Here is a 23,610-nt window from a genome sequence, read left to right on the forward strand (position 1 = left end):
TTCCCAACTGCTGGCGGCGCGAAAGCGCCGCCCTTTTTCCTTGGGGGAATCGCATGGGTATCCGTACGCTCGTTGCCATGCTGGTCATCGCGCTTGTCGTGATCGGTGCCTTGGCAACACAGGAATCATATCAAGTGTTTATGCCGGGGCTGCTGCAAGGCGCGGTCCTGACGGTCGAGATCGCCGTCCTCGGCAGCCTGCTCGCAATTATCATGGGCGTGCTTGCAGCACTTGCAAGGATGTATGGCCCGACGCCGCTCAGATGGCTGGCCACGGTTTACGTCGAGATCTTCCGCGGAACGTCGGCACTGGTGCAATTGTTCTGGCTGTTTTTCGTGCTCCCGCAATTCGGCGTCACGATCAACGCATTCGTTGTGGCGGTGCTCGCGCTCGGCCTGAATGTCGGCGCCTACGGATCGGAGTGCGTGCGCGGCGCGATCCTGTCCGTCGCCCGCGGGCAGTGGGAAGCGTGTACGGCATTGAACATGAGCCGCCCGCAGACGTTGCGTCGGATCATCCTGCCGCAGGCCTTTGTCGCGATGATCCCACCCTGGGGCAATCTGTTCATCGAGCTTCTGAAATCGACGGCGCTGGTCTCGCTGATCACGCTTTCGGATCTCGCCTTCAAGGCGCAGCAAATGAACCAGAACACGTTCAAGACCATTCCGATCTTCACCCTCGTTCTTTTGATGTACCTGGCAATGTCGCTGGTTGTGACCATCGGCATGCGGCTTCTTGAAAGGCGGGCGTCGCTCGGACTGGCGCGGGGGAAGGCGGCATGATCTGGGATTGGGGATTTGCCCTGGAAATCCTGCCGGTGCTTGCCCGCGCCGCCGTCATTTCCATCGAAGCGACGCTGATCGGCTTTGCGCTTGCCGCCTCGCTCGGCCTGGTGCTGGCCGTTGTCCGCATCGCCGTGCCGTGGACCAGCTGGACGATTTCGGTGCTGGTCGAGCTGATCCGCTCGACCCCGCTGCTCATCCAGATATTCTTTCTCTATTTCGTCTTTCCGAAATTCGGTGTCGTGCTCGACGCTTTCACCGCCGGGGTGCTGGCCATCGGCATCCACTACGCCGCCTATTGCTCCGAGGTCTATCGCGCCGGTTTCGACAACATCCATCGCGGCCAGTGGGAAGCTTCGATCGCGCTCAATCTCTCGTCCTGGACGACGTTCCGCGACATCATCATTCCGCAGGCGATCCCGCCGATCGTTCCGGCGCTCGGCAATTATCTGGTGGCCTTGTTCAAGGAAACGCCGTTGCTTTCCGCAATCGCCGTGATGGAACTGATGCAGACCGCCAAGATCATCGGCTCCGAAACGTTCCGCTACACCGAGCCGATCACGCTGGTCGGCCTGTTTTTCCTTGCCATGAGCCTGGTTTCGGCGGCGCTCATCCGCTCCCTCGAAGGGCTGCTCAACCGGAGGACCACACGATGACGGAACAACCGATGGTCCGCTTCGACAATGTATCGAAACGCTACGGCACGTTAACCGTTCTCGATGGGCTCAATCTCGAAATAGCGCGCGGCGAAAAAGTCTCGGTCATCGGTCCGTCGGGTTCGGGCAAGACGACCGTGCTGCGCATGCTGATGACGCTGGAAACGATCAATGACGGCGTCATCTGGGTCGAAGGCGAGCCGCTGACCCATATGGAGAGGAACGGCAAGCTTGTTCTCGCCGATCTCGCCCACATCCGCAAGATCCGCGCCAAGATCGGCATGGTGTTCCAGTCGTTCAACCTGTTTCCGCATATGACGGCGATGCAGAACTGCATCGAGGCGCCGATAACGGTGCTCGGAATGAAGCGGGCGGACGCCGAGGCAAGGGCGGCCGAGCTGCTGGAGCTGGTCGGTCTGGCCCAGAAGAAGGACCACTATCCGTCACAGCTTTCCGGCGGCCAGCAGCAGCGCGTCGCCATCGCCAGGGCGCTGGCCATGCGGCCCAAGATCATGCTGTTCGACGAGGTGACGTCGGCGCTCGACCCGGAGCTTGTCGGCGAAGTGCTGCAGGTGATAAGGCAGATCGGACGCGAGCATGATCTAACCATGCTTATGGTCACCCACCAGATGGGCTTCGCCAAGGAGTTTTCCGACCGCGTTTGCTTCTTCTATCAAGGCAAGATCTGCGAGCAGGGACCGCCAAGCGAACTGTTTGGTGCCCCCAAGAACGAGCGGACACGGCAATTCCTGCATGCTGTCCTGGAGGCTGGGTGACGATCGAGACAGAGGCCAAGCCGCCCATGACGGTGACCGCCGCGCCGCCGCGCCCGCTCTCCGCGCGGGAGCGGTTCGAGCGCATCTACCGGATATTGCGTGACCGCATCTGTCTGCTCGATTATGCGCCGGGAAGCCACCTGTCCGAGGAAGAACTTGCCCAGGAATTCGAGATCAGCCGCACGCCGGTCCGGCGTGTCCTGGCGCGCCTCGAATCCGAGGGTCTGGTTCAATCCGTCCACGGCGTCGGCACGATCGTTACCGACGTCGACATCGAGGAATTGCAGCAGGTCTATCATCTTCGCCTCGAGCTGGCGCTCCTCGTCGGCAAGCTTTCGCCGATCCCGCGCACGGCGGACGACCTCGACCGGATACGGGCGCTCATCGCGCGCTGCGATTCCGACATACTCAATCCCGACCAGCGCGCTTTCCTGCGCCTCAACATGGATTTTTTCTACGAACTCACAGCCATGACCGGCAACCAGCCGCTGCGCGAGATCAGTGAGCGCCTGTATTTTCAGGTCGCGCGCGTCGTCCTGAAGCTGATGCCGCAATTGGGCCTTGTCGAGGAATTCACCGCGTTCCGCCGCGAAATGGAAGAGGTCCTTGCCGCCGCCGAGATCGGCGACTGGGAGTCCATCGGGCACATAAGGCGGGCGCATATCTCAATGAGCTTCCGCCGCATGATGCGTCACGCAGGCGAGGCGAATCTGGATAGAGCTACATAATCAGCCCCCGTAAGATTGTGCTGGTGGACTGCCGTCGAACTGGCTTCGTTTGCCAGGGAAAGCAGGCCGCCCGCCCCGATCCCGACAAAATTTGCCAGCACCGGGAATGACCAGAACGGCCCGATCCTGCAGGCCCGTACCTGCCCTCAGAGAGCGTCCTCATTCGGTATGTTGGCGGGGTTCCAGACGACCTCCCACAGGTGTCCGGTCGGATCGCGGAAGTATCCGGCATACCCGCCAAAGAATGTGTCCCGAGCAGGCTTGATGATCTCGGCTCCGGCGCGAGCGGCCTCATCCATCACTTGATCGACTTCCTCGCGGCGCACAACGTTGTGGCCGATCGTGAACGAGGTCGAGGTAATCGGCGCCTTGGGCAGGCCGGTGTCGTAGGCGAGGTCATCCTGAGCCCAGATCGCGAGCTTCAACCCGCCGGACAGCGTGAAGAACGCGATGGCGCCATGCTCGAACTCGCGGCCGATGATCCCTTCCGTCGGCAAGCCGAGACCCTCGCGATAGAACGCGAGAGAACTCTCGAGGTCGGCGACAGCGATGGTCAAAACCGAAATGCGCGATTTCATGGCCGTCTCCTCTGGTTGTGGGAAACACCAGGATAAAGTCGGGCGAAAGTGAAGACTTGAACAAAACGGCCAAAAGGGTGCCGCCAAGTCGAAGAACGCGCCAAGGTTTCACTCGCTGTGCAGCAGATGATGAATCTGTCGCGGGGTGCTTCCCGTCAGGCGGCGGCTCTCGCGGACAAGATGCGCCTGGTCGGAATAGCCCGCCTCGGCCGCCAGCATGGCGGTGGAGCTGCTGGAGCGGCTCGAAAGCCGCAGAAAGCGCTGATAGCGGAGGATACGGTCAAGCGTCTTGGGGCCATAGCCGAAGCTCGTGTCGAAGCGCCGGCGCAACGTCCTTTCGCTCATCTCGAGTGCGCGCATCAACCAAGGGACGAGCGGCGCGTCGGGTGGCGGCCCGCGCTCGATCAAGCGATATGCCGCCTGCATGGGAACGTCTGGCGCGCGGGAGGCCGCCTCCTCGGCGACGACCTGTTGGAGCGAACAGGCCAGATCTTCGAGATTGTCGCTGGCGCGCACGCGGCTGGCGAGGCGCCGGGCTCGCGCTCCCCATAAATCGTCGAGCGACAGCCTCTGGCCGACAAGCTCGATTTGCGGCACGCCGAGCCATGCCGCCGCCGTGGCAGGATGAAATCGGAAACCGATCACGACCTCGTCTGCCGCCAGAACCTCGGTCTGCGGCTCCTTGTCGGGGCCGGCAACTCGGAAGCTGCCTCCGATCCATTGCAGATCGATCGTTGCGTCGGGCATGATGACGATTGGCGGTGCGCCCGCCGGGTCCATTCGATGCACCCACACCGAAGCAAAGCTCCCGTGAAGCCGCGCCGACGCTGGACGTTGCTGAAATGAACCCGTTGCCTGTGCTGGGACGGGATCGCTCATCTCGCTCCTCTTCGGACTAGCGGCGGTGACCCTACGGCCCAGCGGCTGCGCCCGGCCGTCGCTCGAGGCAACAATCTGCACGACCGACAACGTCTTCCAATCGAGAACGGTTGCAAGAATCGGTCGTTTTCTTCCGGCCGGAATGAAGAGGGCAGGTGAGGGGTGATGCCACGCGCATCGCCATCGGTAGCGCCGTGTGCGGGGCATACGTCGATGGCCGTTTTGTTCAATCCGGCAAGCGAGATGCGTGCTTATCTTTCGGCGTCGTACATCACACGAGAGGTTTGCGTCATGAGCAACAACAATGACCAACGGATCGACTACGTCGAATTCAACGTGAAAGACATTCAGCGGTCACGCGACTTCTACGGAAAGGCATTCGGCTGGAGCTTCACCGACTACGGCCCGCAATATTGCGAGTTCAACGACGGGCGCTTGTCAGGTGGCTTCGCCGCTGGCCCAGCGAGGTCGGGAGGAGGCCCGCTCGTCATTCTCTATGCCGATGATTTGCCTCTATGCCGATGATTTGCCGGGAACGGTCAAACGTGTCGAGCAGGCGGGAGGCAAGATCGTCAGACCGATCTATGGCTTCCCCGGTGGCCGGCGCTTCCATTTCGCGGATCCGGATGGTTACGAGCTTGCGGTTTACACCGAGGACGGCAGCAAGGAATGATCGCGTTCTTCCACCACCTCGGATTGGTTTTGCTCGGCGGCGTCTTTATCTGGGCGGGCGCCGAGCATTTCCTCAGATTCCGGGCGATTGCAGCGTCCCTGGCCGAGCGGGGCTTTCCTGCTCCCAGGCCTCTTCTCGCGGCCGGATCGGTGCTGGAGATCGCAGGCGGATTTTGCCTCGCAACGGGCCTTGGTGGACCCTTTCCCGGCGCGGCCTTGGCCGTATTCACCATTGCGGCGTCTTTCATGGCGCTCAACTTCTGGCGCTACGGCGGTGATGAACGCGAAGCGCTTCGTACCGGCTTCACCATCAATGTTGCCGTCTTGGGCGGGTTGATTGTCGCCGCGACCACTAGCCTGTGATCATCGTTTCGAGGCGGCGGGCCACTGGACCACGTCAGAGCCATTCCATGACGCTGCGCTGCTTGAGCAGTTCATCGATGGCTTCCGCAAGGCCGGTCTTCCGGCGTGACCTCCCAAACGGCCAGCATTGAACGCGGCGCTCTGTACAAAGCCTACTTCAAGATCGCGGCGACGATGAATCCCATCCCCTGCGGTCCTCCTCTAAGGTAACGGCGCCTTGGCTGTCACGGGTCGCCTTAGGCGCTCACGAATGCCTTGGGCAATGTGGATGAAGGCAGCGCACCTCGTAAACATGCAAGTTCACATTTTTAGCGGCGTGAGCAGGCGGTCCCTGAAAATCCGTGTTCTGATGTCGTTGCCTCCTCGGCACCGTTCGTGCGACCTATTCCTCAAAGCGACCCGTGGCGTCACGATCGCGCTCGTACCGTCTCGTGAGCGGAAACGGCGGCAACCAGGACTCGCGTCGGATGATCCAGCTTTCGTAGGTTGGCATCAGTTGGTCAGGCGCATCCAGCGACCCCAGGTTTACTTCGATTTCGTCTGCGGTGCGTCCGAAAATGGAGGAGCCGCAGCGGGGACAGAAAAACCGCCCGGCGTAGTCGCGTGTTTCGCCGTCGATCGTCACCGCATCCTCAGGAAAAATCGCGGAAGCGTGAAAAAGGGCGCCATGATGCTTGCGGCAGTCAAGACAGTGACAAAGGCCGACCCGGTATGGGCGCCCCGACGCGATAATTCGGACGTTGCCGCACAGGCAACCGCCGGTGAATCGGTCCATGCTGCGTCTCCTCCAAAATCAAGCGGCCGGAATGGTTACAACGACCGGCACTGTTGTTGCAATCGCCGCGCCGCGGGCGGGGACACGTCGTTCTTCCGTGGCGATGACATTGCAGCCGCCTCTCTATGCCTTGCGCGAGCTGCCGCCGAAAATAGGCTTTGGTTTGTCATATGGAACGAAACGGCGCGTTCCATTGAGCCGCCAACTCGGCGGCCGAGGCGATCTTGACACCGCAGTCGGCGAGTATGCGTGCGACGGTCGCTACCAGTTCGGCGTTGGACGAGGCTATGCTGCCGTCCGGAAGGAAAAGATTGTTTTCGAAGCCGACCCGGACATGGCCGCCAAGCAACGCGGCGGCGGTCACGCACGCCGCTTCGTTGCGGCCGAAGGCGCAGACGCTCCAATGGTCGAAGCGCGGCATGTTCGCCGCAAGGAATGGCAAGAGATCGGCAGGAACGGACGTCTGTCCCGGCGTGTAGCGGCCCAGCACGTAGAGAACCGGTATGCTTGCCCAGGGGATCAGTCCGCGCTGCTGCATGTCCGAAAGCCTGACGGCCTCCTCGGGCGAATAGAGGATGATCTGCGGCGCAACCCCCTCGGTGTGCAGCCAGGCCATGAAGCGCACGAAGGCGAGTTCCGATCCGGCATCAGGAACGATTTCGCGAAGCGCCAGCGAGACAGCTTGCGGCTTCACATCTTGTACGACGGCCATCTGTTGGGCCGGCGAATAGATACCGAGCGCTTCGGAGGTGATCTGAATTATCAAGCGGTCGCAGGCAGCACCGCGGATGGCGGCGATTGCCTGGCGGTAGGCGTCGGCATCGAGCAGATGATTGCCGCTTCTGTCGCGGACATGGACGTGGATCATAGCCGCACCGGCATCGGCGCATTCCGCGGCCGTCCTCGCAAGTTCGGCTGGTGTCAGTGGAATCGCCGGATGGTCGGCCTTGCTGCGACGTCCCCCGTTCGGCGCGACGGCTATGGCGATGCGGTCGAGACCATGGGCCGGCTTCATGGGGACGTTCTGTGAGTGACAAGATTCATATGAATCAATCTTTGACCACACTGAAACAGACGTTGCAATCGCTGGTCTGGCGAGCTAGCAATATCCATGGACCAGGGAGAGCTTGCTGGACAGATCGTCAGTGCCTTCGACGGCATGTCGGCGCAGCTTCGGTCCGCTGCGCGCTATGTCCTTGATAAGCCGTATGATGTCGCGCTGTTGTCCATGCGCGAGCAGGCCCGGCACGCAGGAGTGCAGCCGGCGACGATGACGCGGCTGGCCCAGCATCTCGGCCTTGATGGCTACGAGACCGTACGCGATATTTACGCCGCCGCGATCCGGGACGGCGAAATCGGTTTCGCCGGCAAGGCGGGCCTCCAGGTGGCCAGCCAAAAGCTCAAGGGCGACCACGCGCTGGCGGCCGATATTCTGGATTCGATTTCCAGCCAGCTTTCCCATCTCGCCGAAGACAGGTCGATCGACCGTCTGGTCGAGACGGCCAGGGCGCTGAGTGCGGCAAGGCACGTCTATTGCCTCGGCCTGCGCTCGAGCCACGCAGTCGCCTGGCATCTGCATTACATCCTGTCGCTGATCGGCGAGAAGTCGGTGCTGCTGCACGGCATCGGCGGAACCGACGGCGACGCTCTGGCCCATGCGACCAAGGACGACGTGCTGATCGCCGCCAGCGTCCTGCCCTACACGCGCTTCACCATCGAGCTTGTCGAGTACGCTGCCGGCCGCGGCGTACCGGTCATTGCGATCACCGACAGCGGGGTAGCGCCATTGGCGCTGCTTGCCGATCACCTAGTCGTCGTGCCGACGGGCAGCCCGTCCTTTTTCCACACCATGGCGCCAGCTTTCATCGTTGCGGAGGTCCTGGGTGCTCTTGTCGCAGGGCAGGCAGGCGAGGGCGCTGTTGAGTCGCTGCGACGTTTCGATGAGCAGGGCGCCGCCCTCAAGACCCATCTGAACCAACGTCCGCCGAAGAAAATGCCCATGAGGGACCGTCGATGACACACATTCTTCATCGAACCATCCACTCGACACTGCCGGTCGCCGTTCGCGGCCAAGGCATCGAACTGTTCGATGCCGAGGGCAAGTCCTATATCGACGCGTCGGGCGGCGCCGCGGTGTCCTGTCTCGGCCACGGCCATCCCGACGTGATTGCCGCGCTGCACACCCAGCTTGACCGCATCGCCTACGCCCACACCAGCTTCTTCACCACCGAGGTGGCGGAGCGCCTGGCGGATCGGCTGGTCGAGGACGCGCCGAAAGGCTTGGACCACGTCTATCTGGTCAGCGGCGGCTCGGAGGCGGTCGAGGCCGCGCTCAAGATGGCCAGGCAATATTTTGTCGAGAAAGGCGAGCCGCAACGGCGCCATCTCATCGCACGCCGGCAGAGCTATCACGGCAATACGCTCGGCGCTCTCGCCACCGGCGGCAACGAATGGCGGCGCGCCCAGTTCAGGCCGTTGCTGATCGAGACCCACCATATCGACCCCTGTTACGCCTATCGCTATCAAAAGCATGGCGAAAGCGACGAAGCCTATGCCGCGCGCGCCGCCCAGCAGCTCGAAGACAAGATCCTCGAACTCGGCGCGGACGAGGTCATCGCCTTTGTCGCCGAGCCGGTGGTGGGTGCCACGCTCGGCGCGGTGCCGCCGGTCGCGGACTACTTCAAGCACATTCGCGCGATTTGCGACCGCTACGGCGTGCTGCTCATTCTCGACGAGGTGATGTGCGGCATGGGCCGTACCGGCACGCTGCATGCGTGCGAGCAGGACGGCATCGCTCCCGACCTGCTGACCATCGCCAAGGGACTCGGCGGTGGCTACCAGCCGATTGGCGCGGTGCTGCTCGGCCGGCATATCTTCGATGCCTTTGCCCAAGGCTCGGGCTTCTTCCAGCATGGGCATACCTATATGGGCCATCCAATGGCAGCGGCGGCCGGCCTTGCCGTGCAGGAGGTCATCCGGCGTGACGGTCTGCTCGACAACGTCAGCGCAATGGGCGCGCAGCTGGACGAACGCCTGCACCAACGCTTCGATAACCACCATCACGTCGGCGACATTCGCGGGCGGGGTCTATTTAGGGGAATCGAGCTGGTGGTTGATCGCGCCAGCAAGGAACCATTCGACCAGAGGCTTGAACTCAACGCCCGCATCAAGCGCGAAGCAATGGCCCGCGGCCTGATGATTTATCCGATGGCCGGGACGATTGATGGTGTGCGGGGCGTTCATGTGCTTGTGGCGCCGCCATTCATCATTTCCAAACAGGATATCGATCGGATCGTCGAACGGCTCGGCGAGGCGATCGACGCTGCGATCGCTTCAGCGGCCTGACCCGCACGACGCGGACCGCCTCAACCAGTTCCAACGCGTCATCGGCGACGGGCCGGGACACCCACCAGAGAGGTAGCAACCATGTACAGTTCAATAAAAACCCTGATCGGCGCGGCGGCCTGCATGCTGCTGGCGCTGCCATCCGTCGGAGCCGAGCAGCGCTTCGTCACGGTCGGCACCGGCGGGGTCACCGGCGTCTACTACGCCGTCGGCGGCGCCATTTGCCGACTGATGAACAAGGACCGGCAGAAAACCGGCATCCGATGCTCGACGGAGTCGACCGGCGGTTCGGTCTTCAACGTCAACTCCATCCAGACCGGCGACCTCGATTTCGGCCTGACCCAATCGGACGTCCAGTACCAGGCCTATGAGGGGACCGGAAATTTCGACGGCAAGCCGTTCAAGGATCTGCGGGCCGTGTTTTCCGTCCATCCCGAGCCGTTTACCGTGCTAGCGCGGCCGGACGCCGGCGTCACCAAATTCGAGGATTTCAAAGGCAAACGCTTCAACGTCGGCAATCCCGGGTCAGGCACCCGCTCGTCCATGGAGGAGTTGCTCAAGCAGATGGACTGGACGCTCGGCGATTTCTCGCTTGCCGCGGAGCTGAAGGCGGACGAGCAGGGCAGCGCGCTGTGCGACAACAAGATCGACGGTTTCTTCTACGGCGTCGGTCATCCTTCCGCCGCGATCCAGGATCCGACCACGGCCTGTGGCGCCAAACTCATCCCGCTGAGCGGTCCGGCAGTGGACGCGCTGTTGGCAGCTCATCCGTACTATTCAGTCGCCACCATCAAGGGCGGCATGTACGCCAACAATCCGGACGACGTGACGACATTCGGCGTCCGCGCGACAGTGGTGACGAATGCCAGCACGCCCGATGAGGTGGTCTACGAACTGGTGAAATCGGTCTTCGAAAATTTCGACGACTTCAAGAAACTGCATCCGGCTTTCGCCAATCTCGATCCCAAGGAGATGATTAAGACCGGTCTGTCGGCGCCAATGCATCCGGGCGCGGAGCGCTATTACAAGGAGAAGGGCTGGCTCTGAGGCCTTCAATGCGAGGCGCCACGGGCGCCTCGCATCGCAAAATAATTGTGGGGAACGATGACAGATCAAAGCCAGCGGGCGGCAGGGCCTGACCAACCCGCTATCGACATTGACAAGCTTAGCGAGATCGTCGCCGAGGCCGACACCGGTGGGCGCAAGCCGACCGGCCGCACCGCGAAGCTGATCCTCGGCGTATCGCTGGCATGGTCGCTGTTCCAGCTCTGGTATGCCTCGCCCCTTCCGTTCATGCTCAATTTCGGTGTCGTCAGCGACGGCATCGCCCGCTCCATCCATCTGGCCTTCGCCCTGTTTCTGGCGATGCTGACGTTTCCGGCCTTCAAGACCTCGTCGCGCAGCCGGGTGCCGCTGCCCGACTGGGTGCTAGGCATCGCCGGGGCGGCGTCCGCCCTCTATCTGTTGGTCTTTTACAGCGATATCGCCCATCGGCCGGGCCTTCCTACTGCGGCTGACCTGGTCGTCTCGATCGCCGGCGTCCTCATCCTGCTCGAGGCCGCCCGTCGCGCCGTCGGGCCTGCCATCACCGTCATCGCGGCGATCATGCTGATCTATATCTTTGCCGGGCCTCACCTACCTGGCCTGCTCGGCCACAAGGGCGCGACGTTATCGCGCGCAGCCTCGCAGATGTGGCTGACGTCGGAGGGGGTCTTCGGTGTTGCCCTCGGTGTGTCCACCAACGTCGTCTTCATGTTCGTTCTGTTCGGAACATTGCTGGAGCGCGCCGGCGCCGGCGGCTTTTTCATCCAGCTTGCCTTCTCGCTGCTCGGCAAATACCGCGGCGGTCCGGCCAAGGCCGGTGTCGTGGCTTCCGGCCTGACCGGCATGATTTCCGGGTCGTCGATCGCCAATGTCGTGACCACCGGAACCTTCACCATCCCGTTGATGCGACGGGTCGGATATTCGGCGGTGAAGGCGGGCGCCATCGAATGCGCGGCCGGCGTCAATGGTCAATTGATGCCTCCGGTGATGGGCGCCGCCGCGTTCCTGATCGCGGAATATGTCGGCATCTCCTATGCCGAGGTGGTCAAGCACGCCTTCTATCCAGCGCTGCTGACCTACGGCTCGTTGTTCTACATCGTCGATATCGAGGCGATGAAGACGGGGATGAAGGGCCTGCCGTCACGCAGCACGCACTCCGCATTTCAGGGTGCGCGGCGCGGGCTGATGGGCATATGCGGCTTCATCGTCCTCGCAGGGCTTGTCTATTACGGCATTGGCTGGACGAAGATCGTTTTCGGCGCGGCCGCGACCTGGATGATCACTGCCGCGCTGATCGCCGTTTACATCGGCCTTGTCGCCTACCGGGCGCGTTATCCCGACCTGCCGCTGGAGGATCTGGAGGGCGAGATCGTCAGGATTCCGCACTTCGGCGAGACGGCGCGCACCGGCCTGCATTTTCTGCTGCCTGTGATCCTGCTGATCTGGTGCCTGATGGTGGAGGAGTTGTCGCCCGGCCTGTCGGCATTCTGGGGCGCTGTCGCCCTTATGGCGCTGATCGTCACGCAGCGGCCGCTCACCGCCTTTTTCCGCAAGGACCGCGCGCTGGCGCAGCATTGGCTTCACGGTTTCGACGATCTGGTCGGTGGCCTGTCCGCCGCCGCACGCAACATGACGACGGTCGGCATTGCCACTGCGACGGCCGGCATCATCGTCGGCACGGTTCTGCTCACGGGCATCGGGCTGGTAATGACCGAGCTGGTCGAATTCATCTCGGGCGGCAGCTTCATCGTCATGCTTTTGTTCACCGCGGTGATCTGCATCATTCTCGGCATGGGCATGCCGACCACTGCAAGCTATGTCGTCGTCGCCACCTTGATGGCGCCGGTCATCGTCGATTTGGCGGCGCAGAACGATCTTGCCGTACCGCTGGTCGCCGTCCACATGTTCGTTTTCTATTTCGGGCTGATGGCGGACGTGACGCCGCCAGTGGGGCTGGCGGCTTATGCTGCTGCGGCAATTTCCGGCGCCGATCCGGTGAAGACCGGAATTCAGGGTTTCAAATACGAGATCCGTACCGGTCTCTTGCCGTTCATCTTCATCTTCAACACCGGGCTGCTGATGATCGATCTCGAAGGTCCGTTCGACTTCGTCGCGATGGTCGTGACATCGACGCTGGCCATGGTCTCGTTTGTAGCCGCGACGCAGAATTGGATGCTCGTGCGCAACCGCTGGTACGAGACGATTGCGTTGCTTGTGGCCTGTTTCATCTTGTTCAGGCCGGGATTATTGCTCGATCAGGTGAGCGAACCGTATCGGGCAGTACCTGCCTCCCAACTCGGCCGTATCGTCGACGAGACAGCCGAGGGGGGCGCAGTTCGCTTGCGCCTGACGACACTGAACCTCAACGGCGATGAGATATCGAAGCTGGTACGTCTACAACTCGGGCCTGCAAATTCATCGGCAGAACGCCTGAAGGCCGCGGGCCTGGACGTCAGTGCGCTTGGCGATAGCGTGACGATCGGCGTGGTGCGGCTGGGCAGCCAGGCGGCCAAATTCGGCCTGCAGCCCGGCGACGAAATCAACCAGGTGCTAGTCCCGGCGGAACGGACGTCGCGCTATTGGTTCGCCATTCCGGCTCTGCTGTTGCTCGGTCTCGTCGTCTGGGGCCAGAAGCGGCGAAGGCGGACGGTTGGTCTGTAAACGTCTTGTGAGCGGAAGCGTCTTGGCCAGCATGTCGGTAACCAGAGAACCAAACGACGCCCCGGAGCCGACTAACGAGGAAATGCGCATGCCGACGCGCGACCACCCCTTCGAACCCGTCGACTACGGGCTTTACGCGCTGACGGTCATTGCCTGGAGCGCATCGTGGTTCGCGATCGAACTTCAGGTCGGCAGCGGTGTGTCGAACGAGGTCAATCTGGTTTGGCGCTTCGCCATCGCCACGCTGCTGATGTTTGCCTGGGCAGGTTTTTCCGGCCGGCGGCTCCGCTTTTCGATCACCGATCATCTGCGCTTTGCAGTGCTCGGCATCCTCATCTTCTCGTCGAACTTCCTGTTTTTCTATTACGGCGCCGGCTACCTCGTCAGCGGCTTGCTCTCGGTCGTCTTCTCGCTCGCCTCGGTCATCAACATGCTGCTCGGTGCCTTGGTCATCGGTGAGCGCCCGGCGCCGCGCATTCTCGCCGGCGGCCTCATCGGCTTCGCCGGCATAGCGCTGATGTTCTTTCCCGAAATCGCTGCCAACGGGCTTTCCGGCGGTACGTTGGTGGGCCTTCTTCTGTGCCTCTGCGGCACGCTGAGCTTCTGCGCCGGCAATCTCGTCTCCGTCGCAAACCAGCGCCGCGGCTTGCCGCTCGTTTCAACGAGCGCCTGGGGCATGCTTTATGGCACTCTTTGGTCGGCGTTCCTGGCCTTCCTGCTCGGTGAGCCGTTCGTGTTCGCGACGACTGCCTCTTATATCGGCTCGCTGGTCTTCCTCGCCGTCATATCGACCGTCGTGGCTTTCGCTGCCTACCTGACGCTGCTCGGACGCATTGGCGGCGCCCGCGCCGGCTATGCGACCGTCATATTTCCCGTCTTTGCGCTTTTGATCTCCACGGCGCTGGAAGGCTATGCCTGGACTGCGTACGCGATCATCGGGCTCGTCCTCGTCGCCGCCGGAAACGTCCTGGTCATTCGCGGAGGACGGCGCTGACGCATGCAATGCTTCGCAATGCGCCGCCTTCTGCTGCGCGGGCCCCCGCCACATAGGTGCACCGGATAGATGGGGCAGGGCGCCTTCTTCTTCTGTCTTTTTTTATCCAGCTTGACTCTCTTGGTCGTCAGTTTAGGCTGCGGTCAATGGGTCAGACCAATGTACCAGGGCGGCCGGGGAGGGGAATTAGACGCGCATGCCGATCCAGGCCGTTGAACCTCGCCGGCTATACCGACAGGTCGCCGATCAGCTCAGGCAGCTGATCGATGCCGGCGAGTTTTCCGTCGGCGACCGCCTGCCGACCGAGCGGGATCTGGCCGACCAGCTCGGAATTTCCCGCCCGACAGTCCGTGAAGCGCTGATAGCGCTGGAGGTCGAAGGCCGCATACGCATCCGCGTCGGCTCGGGTATCTACGTCACCGATCCGCCGAGCGCCGCCGCCTCCGAACCCGAAGTCGAGGAAGGCCCGTTCGAGCTGTTGCGCGCGCGCGAATTCGTCGAAGGCGCGATCGCCGCCGAAGCGGCCCTCCATGTCCGGCCTGCAGATATCGAACGGCTCGACGACGTGCTGCGCCGGATGGAGGCCATGCGTCACCCCAACAAGATGACCATTGCGCTCGACCGGGAATTCCATACTGCAGTCGCGGGCGTTCTCGAGAACGCGGTGCTGGTGCGCTTCATCGGCGAGCTTTTCGACCAGCGCATGAACCCGTACTTCGAACGCCTGTCGATCTATTTCGAGACCAGCGATTCCTGGCAGGTCGCGGCAAAGGAACATCGTGCCGTGCGCGATGCAATTGCCGCGCGCGACCCCGAGCGGGCCAAGGCCGCCATGCAGCAGCATCTGCGCCAGTCGCAAATCAGATTCTCACGCAATTTCGATGAGAGAGCCGCAGCCAAGGAGGTTGCGGGATAGCAGTTGGCCGGGGGGAGATCCGGCCGTCAAGTTCAACCAGGGAGGAATTAGATGCTGAGAAAATACGCAGTTCTGCTCGGTGCGATCGCCGCAATTGCCATACCCATGGCGTCGGCCTCGGCGGAAACGGTCCTGAAATGGGCACATGTCTACGAGACGACGGAGCCCTTCCACACCGAATCCGTGTGGGCGGCCGACGAAATCAAGAAGCGCACCCAGGGCCGCTACGCCATCGACGTCTATCCGGCCTCGCAGCTTGGCAAGGAAGCGGACATCAACCAAGGCCTGATGCTCGGCACCGTCGACATCATCATTTCAGGATCGAGCTTCGCGGCGCGCGAATATCCACCGATCGGCGTCACCTATTTCCCATACACTTTCCGCGATGCCGACCATCTGCTGAAATACACCAAGAGCGACGTCTACAAGGCCCTGACCAAGGGCTATGAGGACAAGACCGGCAATCACATCGCCGCCACCACCTATTACGGCACGCGGCAGACCACCTCGAATCGGCCGATCGCCAAGTGCTCCGACATGCAGGGCCTGAAGATGCGCGTTCCCGACGTGCCGGCCTATCTGGCCATGCCGCGTGCCTGCGGCGCCAACACGGCGCCGATTGCCTTCGCCGAGGTCTATCTGGCCCTGCAGAACGGCACGGTGGAGGCCCAGGAGAACCCGCTGACCACCATCGAGGCGAAGAAATTCTACGAGGTGCAGAAGAACATCGTGCTCACTGGCCATATCGTCGATCATCTAAACACCATCATATCGGCGTCGCGCTGGGCCTCGCTTTCCGATGAGGACAAGAAGATCTTCACCGAGGTGATGCAGGAGGCTGCCGCCCGCGCCACGGCAAAGATCGTCGCCCGCGAAAAGGAACTGGTGCAGGTATTCAAGGACCGCGGCATCAGCGTAACCGATGTCGACCGTGCCGACTTCGAGAAGAATGTGCTGGAGAAGGTCACCTTCGAGGAGTTCGGCTACAACAAGGCCGATTGGGAAGCGATCCGCGCCATCAAGTAGGGCACCGGTAAATCGGATGCTCAATAAAGAGGATAGGGCGGCAATCGGATTCGCCGCTTTAACCTGCCCTCCCGTCCGGCTCCAAATTGCGCCGGACGGCCCTTTCAATCCTTGACGACCCACCAGCTTCGGGAGCCCGCGCCAATGGCCGAGGAACACCATACCGAGATCACCGTCGAAGAGATTGCGCACGCCTTCGAGGAGGTGCCGGTACACGTCGACCTGTCGGACCACGGCATCGAGGACTGGATCACGCTTGCCGTATTCTGGGGCATGGTCGTGTGTGTCTTCCTACAGTTCTTCACCCGTTATGCGCTGAACAACAGCCTTGCCTGGACCGAGGAGATCGCCATCAACGCGCTCGTCGTCGTCGTTTTTCTGGGCGCCGCCATGTGCGTGCGCCTTTCGCGTCATATCCATGTCGACGTGCTTTACCACTATCTGCCGGAGCGCGTCGGCCGCTGGCTGGCGCTCGCCGTCGATGTTATCCGCATCGCATTCTTCGCCTACGGATCGTGGCTGATGTGGCGCTACGTCACGATCGTGGCGCATGAGCGCATGGTCACCGTCAACCTGCCGCGCCGCTGGTTCTTCTACGCCGTACTGGCCGGGTTCGTGCTGATGCTTCTGCGCTCGATCCAGGTCTTCATCGGCAATTACCGGCGCGGCTATTCGGTACTCGAGCGTCCCGGTGCGTTCGAGACGGCGGGGGTCTGAGCGATGCTGCTTCTGGTCGGGGGCTTTCTTGTCCTGATGCTCATCGGCGTGCCGGTCGCTGTTTCGATGGCGGCCGCCTCGATCCTTTACCTCGTCATCTACGGCGTCGCGCCCGATATCATCGCAGCCCAGCGCATGATCGCCGGGGTGGAGAGCTTTCCGCTGCTCGCCGTGCCCTTCTTCATCCTGGCCGGCAACCTCATGAACATCGCCGGCGTCACCGGGCGCATCTATTCCTTCGCCCTTGCCCTGGTCGGCTGGATGAAAGGCGGCCTGGCGCAGGTCAACATCATCGGATCGGTGATCTTTTCCGGCATGTCGGGCACCGCGCTCGCCGACGCCGCTGGCATCGGCACAATCGAGATCAAGGCGATGAAGGATCACGGCTATCCTATCGACGCCGCGGTCGGGGTTACCGCCGCTTCAGCCACGCTCGGACCGATCTTCCCGCCTTCGCTGCCCTTCGTCATCTACGGCATGATGGCCAATGTCTCTATTGGCGCGCTGTTCATGGCCGGCATCCTGCCCGGCGTGGTCATGACCGTGCTGATGATGATCACGGTCGCCATCTTCGCCTACAGGCGCGGCTGGGGCTCCGACACATCCTTCGAGCTTCGGCGGCTGGCCGAAGCGGCGGGCGAGGTGCTGGTGGTGGCTGCCTTTCCGATTGGCTGCTATGTGCTGGTGCAGCTTGGCCTGTCGATCAATATCGCGGTCGGCATAGCGCTGCTGGTGCTGATCGTGGCGGACTGGTATTTCGATTTCTCCGCGGTCATGGCGCTGATGACGCCGGTCATCCTGATCGGCGGCATGACGATGGGCTGGTTCACGCCGACCGAGGCGGCGATGGCGGCCGTGATCTGGTCGCTTTTCCTCGGGCTGGTGCGCTACCGCACGATGACGCTGCGTTTGCTTGCCAAGGCCAGCTTCGATACGATCGAAACGACCGCGTCGGTGCTGTTCATCGTCACCGCCGCATCGATCTTCGCCTGGCTGCTCACCGTCAGCCAGGCAGCACAGCTGTTTTCGAACTTCATCTTCGCGCTCACCGAAAACAAATGGGTCTTCCTGATCCTGGTCAACATCCTGATGCTGGTGGTCGGCTGCTTCCTCGATACGATCGCGGCGATCACGATTCTGGTGCCGATCCTGCTGCCGGTCGCCGCCGTCTACGGCATCAACCCGGTGCATTTCGGGCTGATCATGACGCTCAACCTGATGATCGGGCTTTTGCACCCGCCGCTCGGCATGGTGCTCTTTGTGCTGTCGCGCGTCGCCAAGCTCTCGGTTGAGCGCACCACCATGGCGATCCTGCCGTGGCTGGTGCCGCTTATCGTGGCGCTGCTTCTGATCACCTTCATACCCGCCATTACGCTTTGGCTGCCGACCGAGATGGGACTGATCCGGTGAGCGGCCAGGTGATTGCGGCGACGCTGTTCGGCCCGCAGGACCTGCGCGTCGTGGAGCGTCCGCTGGGACCGCTGGCACCAGGCATGGTGCGGGTGCGCTTCGGGGCGGGAGGCATCTGCGGCTCCGACCTGCATTATTTCCGCCATGCCCGTACCGGTGACTTCGTCGTCACCTCGCCGCTTGTCCTCGGCCACGAGATCTCGGGCGAAATCGTCGAGATCAACGGCGCCGCGCCCGGCCTGGGCGTCGGCGACCATGTCGCGGTCAATCCGTCGCGCTGGTGCGGGCATTGCGCGCGATGCCTGGAGGGGCGGGCCAATCTCTGCGAAAACATCTACTTCATGGGCTCGGCATCGAAGACACCGCATATGCAGGGCGGCTTCGTCAGTCTGTTCGACGCCACGCCCGCGCAATGTTTCAAGGTTCCATCCGATGTGGCCTACCAGGCGGCCGCACTTGCCGAGCCGCTAGCGGTGAGCCTGCACGCCGTCGCGCGGGCGGGCGACGACATCAGGGGCCGCAACGTCATCCTGTTCGGTGCCGGCCCCATCGGTCTCTTGACCATGCTCGCGGCCAGGCTTGCCGGCTGCGGTGAACTGACCGTCGCCGACATCGCCGCCGCGCCGCTCGCCTTCGCCCGCAGGTTGGGCGCCGACAGGACGATCGACCTTTCCGGCGGCGACGCCGAGCTCCAGGGGCTTGCTGCCGGCGGTTCGCTTGATGTGGCGTTCGAGATTTCTGGCAGCGCGGCCGGCCTTGCCGCAGCAATCGCAAGCGTCCGGCGTGGCGGCACGGTGGTCCAGGTCGGCAATCTTCCCGGTGGCCAGATCCCGCTGCCTGCCAATGCAGTGATGGCCAAGGAGATCGACCTCAAAGGCACATTCCGCTTCGGCACGGAGTTCGGCCGGGCGGTCGATCTCATCGTGTCGGGGGAAGTGGACGTCCTCAAGCTCGTGACGGCGGAGCGCACGCTTTCCTCCGCCCCAGACGCGTTCCGTCTTGCCGCCGACCGTTCACAGAGTGTCAAGGTCGTGCTGACCGCGGACTGAATCGTGGTTTTGCCAGATCGTTAGTAGCCATAACTCATTGCGAACGGACGAAACTCAGAACGTGCTCGACGTATGTGCTCCCACCCAGGTCTCCGGTTAAACTCGGGAGCAATACCCGGCAGCTTGCTGTCAAAATCGTTGGCAGCAAATCCGCTCGCGATTAAAGCCCCTTCGTCGCGAGATTTCGCTCAGTTCGGCCATTCCTCGTCCTGCCAATCGCGCGCTGCGTGGATCACCCGCAAAATTGAAATGCTTTCCCGGCCGCCCTTGGCGGTCACGGCATAAGCGATGATGTAGGGCAGGCGACTCAAAGGCTTTTCATAGCTGCCGGATACACGGCCGGGTCGCCCGGTTGCCATTTCCCCAAGCGCGGCCCCTGCGTCCAGAATCCGGTCTGCTACCAGGCGCGCAGCGCGCGGATTATCCTGCGAGATATAGGCGATCTGTTCTTTGATGTCGTCCAGCGCACCGCGAGACCACTGAACGGCTCGCGTCACACCTTGCGGCCCGTGCCGGCATCAATCGCGGCATAAATTTCTGCCATAGCCTTATCATGAGACACGATGCGCCCAGCTTCGACATCAGCAAGGCCGCGCTTGATACCTTCAATGATTTCAAGCTCGCGATCGACATACGCTGCGACGGCTTCACCTGCGAGGAACGACTTGCTACGCCGGGTGTCGGTTGCGATCCGGTCGAGCTTTTCCTTTACATCGGGACTGACGCGAATTGTCATAGTGGTGCTAGCGGCCATAGCGGTGTCCTGTGTTGATCTGTGTACACCTTAGCACAGAGCGCCGCGCTGGTCCATTATCCCTTGATCGCCGAGCCGACGATCGAATCCACAAAGAAGCGCTGCAGGAAGACGAAGAGCACTAGTGGCGGGAGCACGGCAAGCGTCGCGCCGGCCATCACCAGTCCCGTGTTGAGAGCGCCTCTGTTGTAGCTGAGCAGGCGGCTGAGGCTAATGACGATCGGATAATCCTCTGCATTGCCCTGCAAAACTGTCAGCGGCCACAGATAGCTGTTCCAATGATAGACGAAGGCAAACAGCGCCAGTGCCGCGATCGCGGGCGCCAGACTGAATCGAGGATGCGCAAAGTCCCTATTTTGCGAGGCAATCGGCGCTTCACTGTGCGGGTACAAATAGAATGTGCGACCGTGCTGGCTTCCCAGCATCAGGATAGAGCATACGCCTGTAACCTTCATAGCCCGATGCCGCGCTTCTTTCCCAGGTTCCAATCCACGCCCCCCGTATCCGAGCACACGACCCCGATGACTTGATTACCCAATCGCTTTTCGAGCGACGGCGACCAGGGCACGAGCTTGAATTCGAGCGCATTGTCGATCATCGCGAGCCGGCCTGAAGCCAGCGAGAAACGCCGCCGGTAAATCCCAGCCACATGATCGCCGTTGGCAGCCTTCGTGAATGAGAGGCCCGTCTCGGCGGCGAGGCGGGCACCGAGCGATTCCACCTCATGATCGTGTAGAGTATCGATCAGATTGCGCACAAGAATGACGCGCTGTCCCTCGCGCCTGGCCAGATCGCGGCTGACAAGGTGGTCGACCCGATCTTGCAGTGCCTGTCTTACGTCCCTGCCAAAGCCGCCGTCACCGAATTCGGCAAGCTCGCGTGCAACGAGTTGGCGATCGAGCCAAGTCGCGCCGGAAGCATGGACCTGCTGTTCGATTGAGAGGTCGGAGCGGACCGCGAGCGTGACCCGGCCATCGCCATTTGCACTCGCATCGCGGCACAACTCCACGACCGAGCCCGGGTCGGAGTCTCCGGCCGCATCAGGGTCATGGAAGCGAATGTGGTGCGTGCGTCCATCAATGCCATCGACGATGGCATAGGCCGCGCCGCGCCGTTCGTCATCAAGGCCGCGTTCGAGCAGTCGGCCGATCACGGGCGCATCAATCTTTTCGGCGGCCAGCACATAGTCGGCCGTCCCTTTTTCTAGCCCATGCACAGTGAGGCTGCGGTGCATGCGCTTGATGATGTCGCCGCGTTCACCGAGGGCGCGCAAAGTGGCCTCGGCCTCTTCGACCACCATCCACTGGCCGGGACGGATCTCGTTCGCGAGGCCCAGGCTTTCCAGTTGCCGCAGCCGGCCGACTTTGAGCCCCAGGAACTCGTCGGGCCGGCGATCAGGGTGTGGCGCGAGATCAATGATACCATGACGGTCGGCGTCACGAACAAGCTGGCGATCGAGCTGCGTCCAGCGCTAAGTGTCGACCTGGTGCTCGATGGCCTGGCGGATGTCGAGGTCCGTGCGGAGCCCAAGCGTCTGGGTGAGAATGTCGCTCGCCCGATCGCGCATGCCCTGGCGGATGTAGTCGCGCGAGATGACAAGGCTCTCGCCATCGTCGGCAACGCCGCGAACGAGGATGTGAACGTGCGGATGTTCGGTGTTCCAGTGATCGACGGCTATCCAGTCGAGCCTCGTGCCGAGGTCGCGCTCCATGTCGACCATCAGGTCACAAGCGAAGTTCTTGAGGTCGCCGAGCTCCATTGCATCCTCCGGCGAAACGATGAAACGGAAGTGATGCCGATCATCCTTGCAGCGGTCGCAGAAGGCGTCATGATCTGCATCTTTGGTGTCGGGACCGAACATCCTCGCCTTCTCACCATCACGTGTAACACCTTCGCGGCGAAGATATTTGAGATGGGTGGCGAGTGGCGCAGACCCTCTGAACTGCCGTACCACACGGGTCTTGACGACGGCGCCGCGTGAGCTGTCAGAGATGAGGCGACTGGCGCGGATGCTCGCTGACCTGCCGCGGCCAAACGTTGAAGCTCGCGGGGAGGTGATCCGACCCTCGCGTGTAAGGTGCCCGCCGGCGCGCTGTGTGGCCGCAAGAGCCTGGAAGATGAAGGGTCGTGCGCGCTGGCCGGCGCGGGAGCGGATGCGACCGGGGCGGACGCGAAAGCTATCGTCACGCTTCATGCTAGACGGCCACGAGGTGCGGTTTCCATTGAAAGACTGAAAAATTGGGAATAGCGCACATCGCTGATTGTGCCAGCACATTGCGAAATGAGACGAAAATCGTAAGGAAAACAATCGGCCGAACCGAGCCGCACCTCGCGGCCCTTTATCCTGCCAATCTCTCTGTTCTCATCCACAGCCAACCCTTCCGCCGCAATTTCCTCGACGGAACAGGCCGGAATGCAATTGAGGAGGAACGTGGCGATCATCGCGATATGGCTAAAGAGGGCTGAGCGAATAGGCCGGAAACAGCGTGGTTCGATTGGAAATCGGTTTCACCCGGCCGTGGCTCGATCGCGGTCAGGTCCGCAACAGGATTGCCCATTGGCGACCGCATTGCGGACGAATGAATCGCCGCAAAGATCGTCTCGCCATAACCATTGCCATCCGATGCAGTGGCGTTCCGAATGTCATGGGGATGCGCAAAGATCGTTGCACGGAGCGAGCTGGCTCTGCCCCTTCCTTGCCGCGCGCGCCGCGGACTGAGAACTGCACCATCGAGCAGCGGCGCGAGTTTCCTGACGTAGTCGACCGTCTCGCGTGGCAGCGGACGGCCGGTTAAGAGATGTTCCGTGTACCGACCAGGACCGGCATTGTAAGCGGCAAGAAAGCCGCTGCGCCCGAAGCTGTCGAGCATTTCGCGAAGATATGCTGCACCTGCAAGAATGTTGTCACGCGGTTGATAGGGATCGTCACCGAGACGGTATTTGATGCGCAGTTCTTCCCACGTCGCCGGCATGATCTGCATCAAGCCCATTGCGCCCTTGCTTGAAAGCGCACGAACATCGCCGACGCTCTCAACATGCATTACGCCGCGCAGCAACCGCTCTGGAATGGCGAAGCGTTTTGACGCTTCCCGGATATGCCGCGACCACGGGCCAGCCGACAAGATCGTCGACTCGGAGTGCGCCGGCCGTTCACCAGCAGAGGAAGCCGCTGCACCAGTTTCGGGCGCCACGAAGCCGAGCATGACACATGCGGCAAACGTCGTCATGCCTCTGTGGGCTGCATCCCGCAGATCGCAGAACCGATGCGCTGCCAGCCTGCGCCGGTGTTCGCTTCCGTTAAGGGCAGGGGCTCGCCGATCGAACCGGCTTTGCCAAAACTGTGATGAAATCGGCGTCCGCAGCCACAAGCAAGTGTCCGGCCCCCTCTGGGCTGCCTCGCGGGCGGTCGGATCGAAGGGTTTGACCGGCGCGCAATGGATCAAAAGGGTTGGCGAGAAAGATTCGTCGAAGGGCTCCAGAAGCAT

The 23,610-nt window shown here is 62.1% G+C and carries 26 protein-coding genes and 1 pseudogene; 17 read left to right on the top strand and 10 right to left on the bottom strand.

Annotated elements, in window-relative coordinates:
• Positions 1-53 precede the first annotated feature (53 nt).
• From ehuC to NKI18_RS20810, 4 genes are read left to right on the top strand one after another with little or no spacing between them, the layout of a single operon-like run.
• Positions 54-782, top strand: coding sequence for an ectoine/hydroxyectoine ABC transporter permease subunit EhuC (ehuC, locus tag NKI18_RS20795; RefSeq protein WP_352619302.1), 729 nt, complete (start codon positions 54-56; stop codon positions 780-782).
• Entirely contained in the window at positions 779-1,438 is a 660-nt protein-coding gene (gene ehuD, locus NKI18_RS20800; RefSeq protein ID WP_023674259.1) for an ectoine/hydroxyectoine ABC transporter permease subunit EhuD, read from the top strand. Before ehuC ends, ehuD begins: the two co-directional genes overlap by 4 nt.
• Positions 1,435-2,214 carry an ectoine/hydroxyectoine ABC transporter ATP-binding protein EhuA gene (gene ehuA, locus NKI18_RS20805; RefSeq protein ID WP_352619303.1) on the top strand — a complete coding sequence of 260 codons (780 nt, stop codon included), beginning with the start codon at positions 1,435-1,437 and terminating at the stop codon, positions 2,212-2,214. The genes ehuD and ehuA overlap by 4 nt, the downstream gene beginning before the upstream one ends.
• Positions 2,211-2,942 carry a GntR family transcriptional regulator gene (locus NKI18_RS20810; protein WP_352619304.1) on the top strand — a complete coding sequence of 244 codons (732 nt, stop codon included), beginning with the start codon at positions 2,211-2,213 and terminating at the stop codon, positions 2,940-2,942. Before ehuA ends, NKI18_RS20810 begins: the two co-directional genes overlap by 4 nt.
• Before the next feature lie 146 nt (positions 2,943-3,088).
• On the opposite strand, the gene NKI18_RS20815 is transcribed toward NKI18_RS20810, so the two are convergent.
• Together NKI18_RS20815 and NKI18_RS20820 are read right to left on the bottom strand one after the other, a co-directional pair.
• Positions 3,089-3,520, bottom strand: coding sequence for a VOC family protein (locus NKI18_RS20815; protein ID WP_352619305.1), 432 nt, complete (start codon positions 3,518-3,520; stop codon positions 3,089-3,091).
• A gap of 108 nt (positions 3,521-3,628) precedes the next feature.
• Positions 3,629-4,300, bottom strand: a complete 672-nt coding sequence (locus tag NKI18_RS20820) for a helix-turn-helix domain-containing protein (protein WP_352619306.1) — start codon at positions 4,298-4,300, stop codon at positions 3,629-3,631.
• Positions 4,301-4,612: 312 nt separating this feature from the next.
• Between NKI18_RS20820 and NKI18_RS20825 the strand changes: the two genes are divergently transcribed.
• Genes NKI18_RS20825 through NKI18_RS20835 form a run of 3 tightly spaced genes read left to right on the top strand, consistent with a single transcriptional unit; the run spans position 4,613 to position 5,434 of the window.
• Complete coding sequence (locus NKI18_RS20825; RefSeq protein ID WP_352619307.1) at positions 4,613-4,924, top strand: VOC family protein; 312 nt, start codon at positions 4,613-4,615, stop codon at positions 4,922-4,924.
• A complete protein-coding gene (locus NKI18_RS20830; RefSeq protein ID WP_352619308.1) occupies positions 4,842-5,072 on the top strand; it encodes a VOC family protein in 231 nt (76 codons plus the stop codon). The genes NKI18_RS20825 and NKI18_RS20830 overlap by 83 nt, the downstream gene beginning before the upstream one ends.
• Complete coding sequence (locus NKI18_RS20835; RefSeq protein ID WP_352619309.1) at positions 5,069-5,434, top strand: DoxX family protein; 366 nt, start codon at positions 5,069-5,071, stop codon at positions 5,432-5,434. Before NKI18_RS20830 ends, NKI18_RS20835 begins: the two co-directional genes overlap by 4 nt.
• A gap of 382 nt (positions 5,435-5,816) precedes the next feature.
• Here the strand turns inward: NKI18_RS20835 and NKI18_RS20840 are convergent, their stop codons facing one another.
• Together NKI18_RS20840 and NKI18_RS20845 are read right to left on the bottom strand one after the other, a co-directional pair.
• Positions 5,817-6,209, bottom strand: coding sequence for a GFA family protein (locus NKI18_RS20840; protein ID WP_352571209.1), 393 nt, complete (start codon positions 6,207-6,209; stop codon positions 5,817-5,819).
• Positions 6,210-6,375: 166 nt separating this feature from the next.
• Positions 6,376-7,224: a beta-keto acid cleavage family enzyme gene (locus NKI18_RS20845; RefSeq protein ID WP_352619310.1), complete on the bottom strand. Its 849-nt coding sequence runs from the start codon at positions 7,222-7,224 to the stop codon at positions 6,376-6,378.
• Positions 7,225-7,320: 96 nt separating this feature from the next.
• Between NKI18_RS20845 and NKI18_RS20850 the strand changes: the two genes are divergently transcribed.
• The 10 genes from NKI18_RS20850 (at position 7,321) to NKI18_RS20895 (ending at position 19,371) form a co-directional block, all read left to right on the top strand.
• Entirely contained in the window at positions 7,321-8,226 is a 906-nt protein-coding gene (locus NKI18_RS20850) for a MurR/RpiR family transcriptional regulator (protein WP_352619311.1), read from the top strand.
• A complete protein-coding gene (locus tag NKI18_RS20855; RefSeq protein ID WP_352619312.1) occupies positions 8,223-9,554 on the top strand; it encodes an aspartate aminotransferase family protein in 1,332 nt (443 codons plus the stop codon). The genes NKI18_RS20850 and NKI18_RS20855 overlap by 4 nt, the downstream gene beginning before the upstream one ends.
• An 81-nt stretch (positions 9,555-9,635) precedes the next feature.
• A complete protein-coding gene (locus tag NKI18_RS20860) occupies positions 9,636-10,601 on the top strand; it encodes a TAXI family TRAP transporter solute-binding subunit (protein WP_352619313.1) in 966 nt (321 codons plus the stop codon).
• 57 nt (positions 10,602-10,658) lie between these two features.
• Positions 10,659-13,259: a TRAP transporter permease gene (locus tag NKI18_RS20865; protein ID WP_352619314.1), complete on the top strand. Its 2,601-nt coding sequence runs from the start codon at positions 10,659-10,661 to the stop codon at positions 13,257-13,259.
• An 88-nt stretch (positions 13,260-13,347) separates the two neighbouring features.
• Positions 13,348-14,253, top strand: a complete 906-nt coding sequence (locus NKI18_RS20870; protein ID WP_352619315.1) for a DMT family transporter — start codon at positions 13,348-13,350, stop codon at positions 14,251-14,253.
• A gap of 196 nt (positions 14,254-14,449) precedes the next feature.
• Positions 14,450-15,169, top strand: coding sequence for a FadR/GntR family transcriptional regulator (locus tag NKI18_RS20875; RefSeq protein WP_352619316.1), 720 nt, complete (start codon positions 14,450-14,452; stop codon positions 15,167-15,169).
• A 51-nt stretch (positions 15,170-15,220) separates the two neighbouring features.
• Positions 15,221-16,195 (top strand): sialic acid TRAP transporter substrate-binding protein SiaP, encoded by a 975-nt coding sequence (locus NKI18_RS20880; RefSeq protein WP_023717039.1) that lies wholly within the window; start codon positions 15,221-15,223, stop codon positions 16,193-16,195.
• Positions 16,196-16,339: 144 nt separating this feature from the next.
• The gene (locus NKI18_RS20885) at positions 16,340-16,912 is read left to right on the top strand and encodes a TRAP transporter small permease (protein ID WP_352455843.1); all 573 of its coding nucleotides are present in this window, start codon (positions 16,340-16,342) and stop codon (positions 16,910-16,912) included.
• A 3-nt stretch (positions 16,913-16,915) separates the two neighbouring features.
• Complete coding sequence (locus tag NKI18_RS20890) at positions 16,916-18,322, top strand: TRAP transporter large permease (RefSeq protein ID WP_352455844.1); 1,407 nt, start codon at positions 16,916-16,918, stop codon at positions 18,320-18,322.
• Positions 18,319-19,371, top strand: a complete 1,053-nt coding sequence (locus NKI18_RS20895; protein ID WP_352619317.1) for an L-idonate 5-dehydrogenase — start codon at positions 18,319-18,321, stop codon at positions 19,369-19,371. Before NKI18_RS20890 ends, NKI18_RS20895 begins: the two co-directional genes overlap by 4 nt.
• A gap of 188 nt (positions 19,372-19,559) precedes the next feature.
• On the opposite strand, the gene NKI18_RS20900 is transcribed toward NKI18_RS20895, so the two are convergent.
• From NKI18_RS20900 to NKI18_RS20925, 6 genes and pseudogenes are all read right to left on the bottom strand, one after another.
• Positions 19,560-19,868, bottom strand: a complete 309-nt coding sequence (locus tag NKI18_RS20900; RefSeq protein ID WP_352619318.1) for a type II toxin-antitoxin system RelE/ParE family toxin — start codon at positions 19,866-19,868, stop codon at positions 19,560-19,562.
• The gene (locus tag NKI18_RS20905) at positions 19,865-20,125 is read right to left on the bottom strand and encodes a CopG family ribbon-helix-helix protein (protein ID WP_352452153.1); all 261 of its coding nucleotides are present in this window, start codon (positions 20,123-20,125) and stop codon (positions 19,865-19,867) included. Before NKI18_RS20905 ends, NKI18_RS20900 begins: the two co-directional genes overlap by 4 nt.
• Before the next feature lie 56 nt (positions 20,126-20,181).
• Positions 20,182-20,580, bottom strand: coding sequence for an ABC transporter permease family protein (locus NKI18_RS20910; RefSeq protein ID WP_352619319.1), 399 nt, complete (start codon positions 20,578-20,580; stop codon positions 20,182-20,184).
• Positions 20,577-22,319, bottom strand: a pseudogene (locus NKI18_RS20915) (relaxase/mobilization nuclease domain-containing protein). The gene NKI18_RS20910 and the pseudogene NKI18_RS20915 overlap by 4 nt, the downstream one beginning before the upstream one ends.
• The gene (locus tag NKI18_RS20920) at positions 22,316-22,567 is read right to left on the bottom strand and encodes a hypothetical protein (RefSeq protein WP_352619321.1); all 252 of its coding nucleotides are present in this window, start codon (positions 22,565-22,567) and stop codon (positions 22,316-22,318) included. Before NKI18_RS20920 ends, NKI18_RS20915 begins: the two are co-directional and overlap by 4 nt.
• A complete protein-coding gene (locus NKI18_RS20925) occupies positions 22,564-23,610 on the bottom strand; it encodes a lytic transglycosylase domain-containing protein (RefSeq protein WP_352619322.1) in 1,047 nt (348 codons plus the stop codon). Before NKI18_RS20925 ends, NKI18_RS20920 begins: the two co-directional genes overlap by 4 nt.

It is taken from the genome of Mesorhizobium sp. M0800, from assembly GCF_040320095.1.
GTDB lineage: Bacteria > Pseudomonadota > Alphaproteobacteria > Rhizobiales > Rhizobiaceae > Mesorhizobium.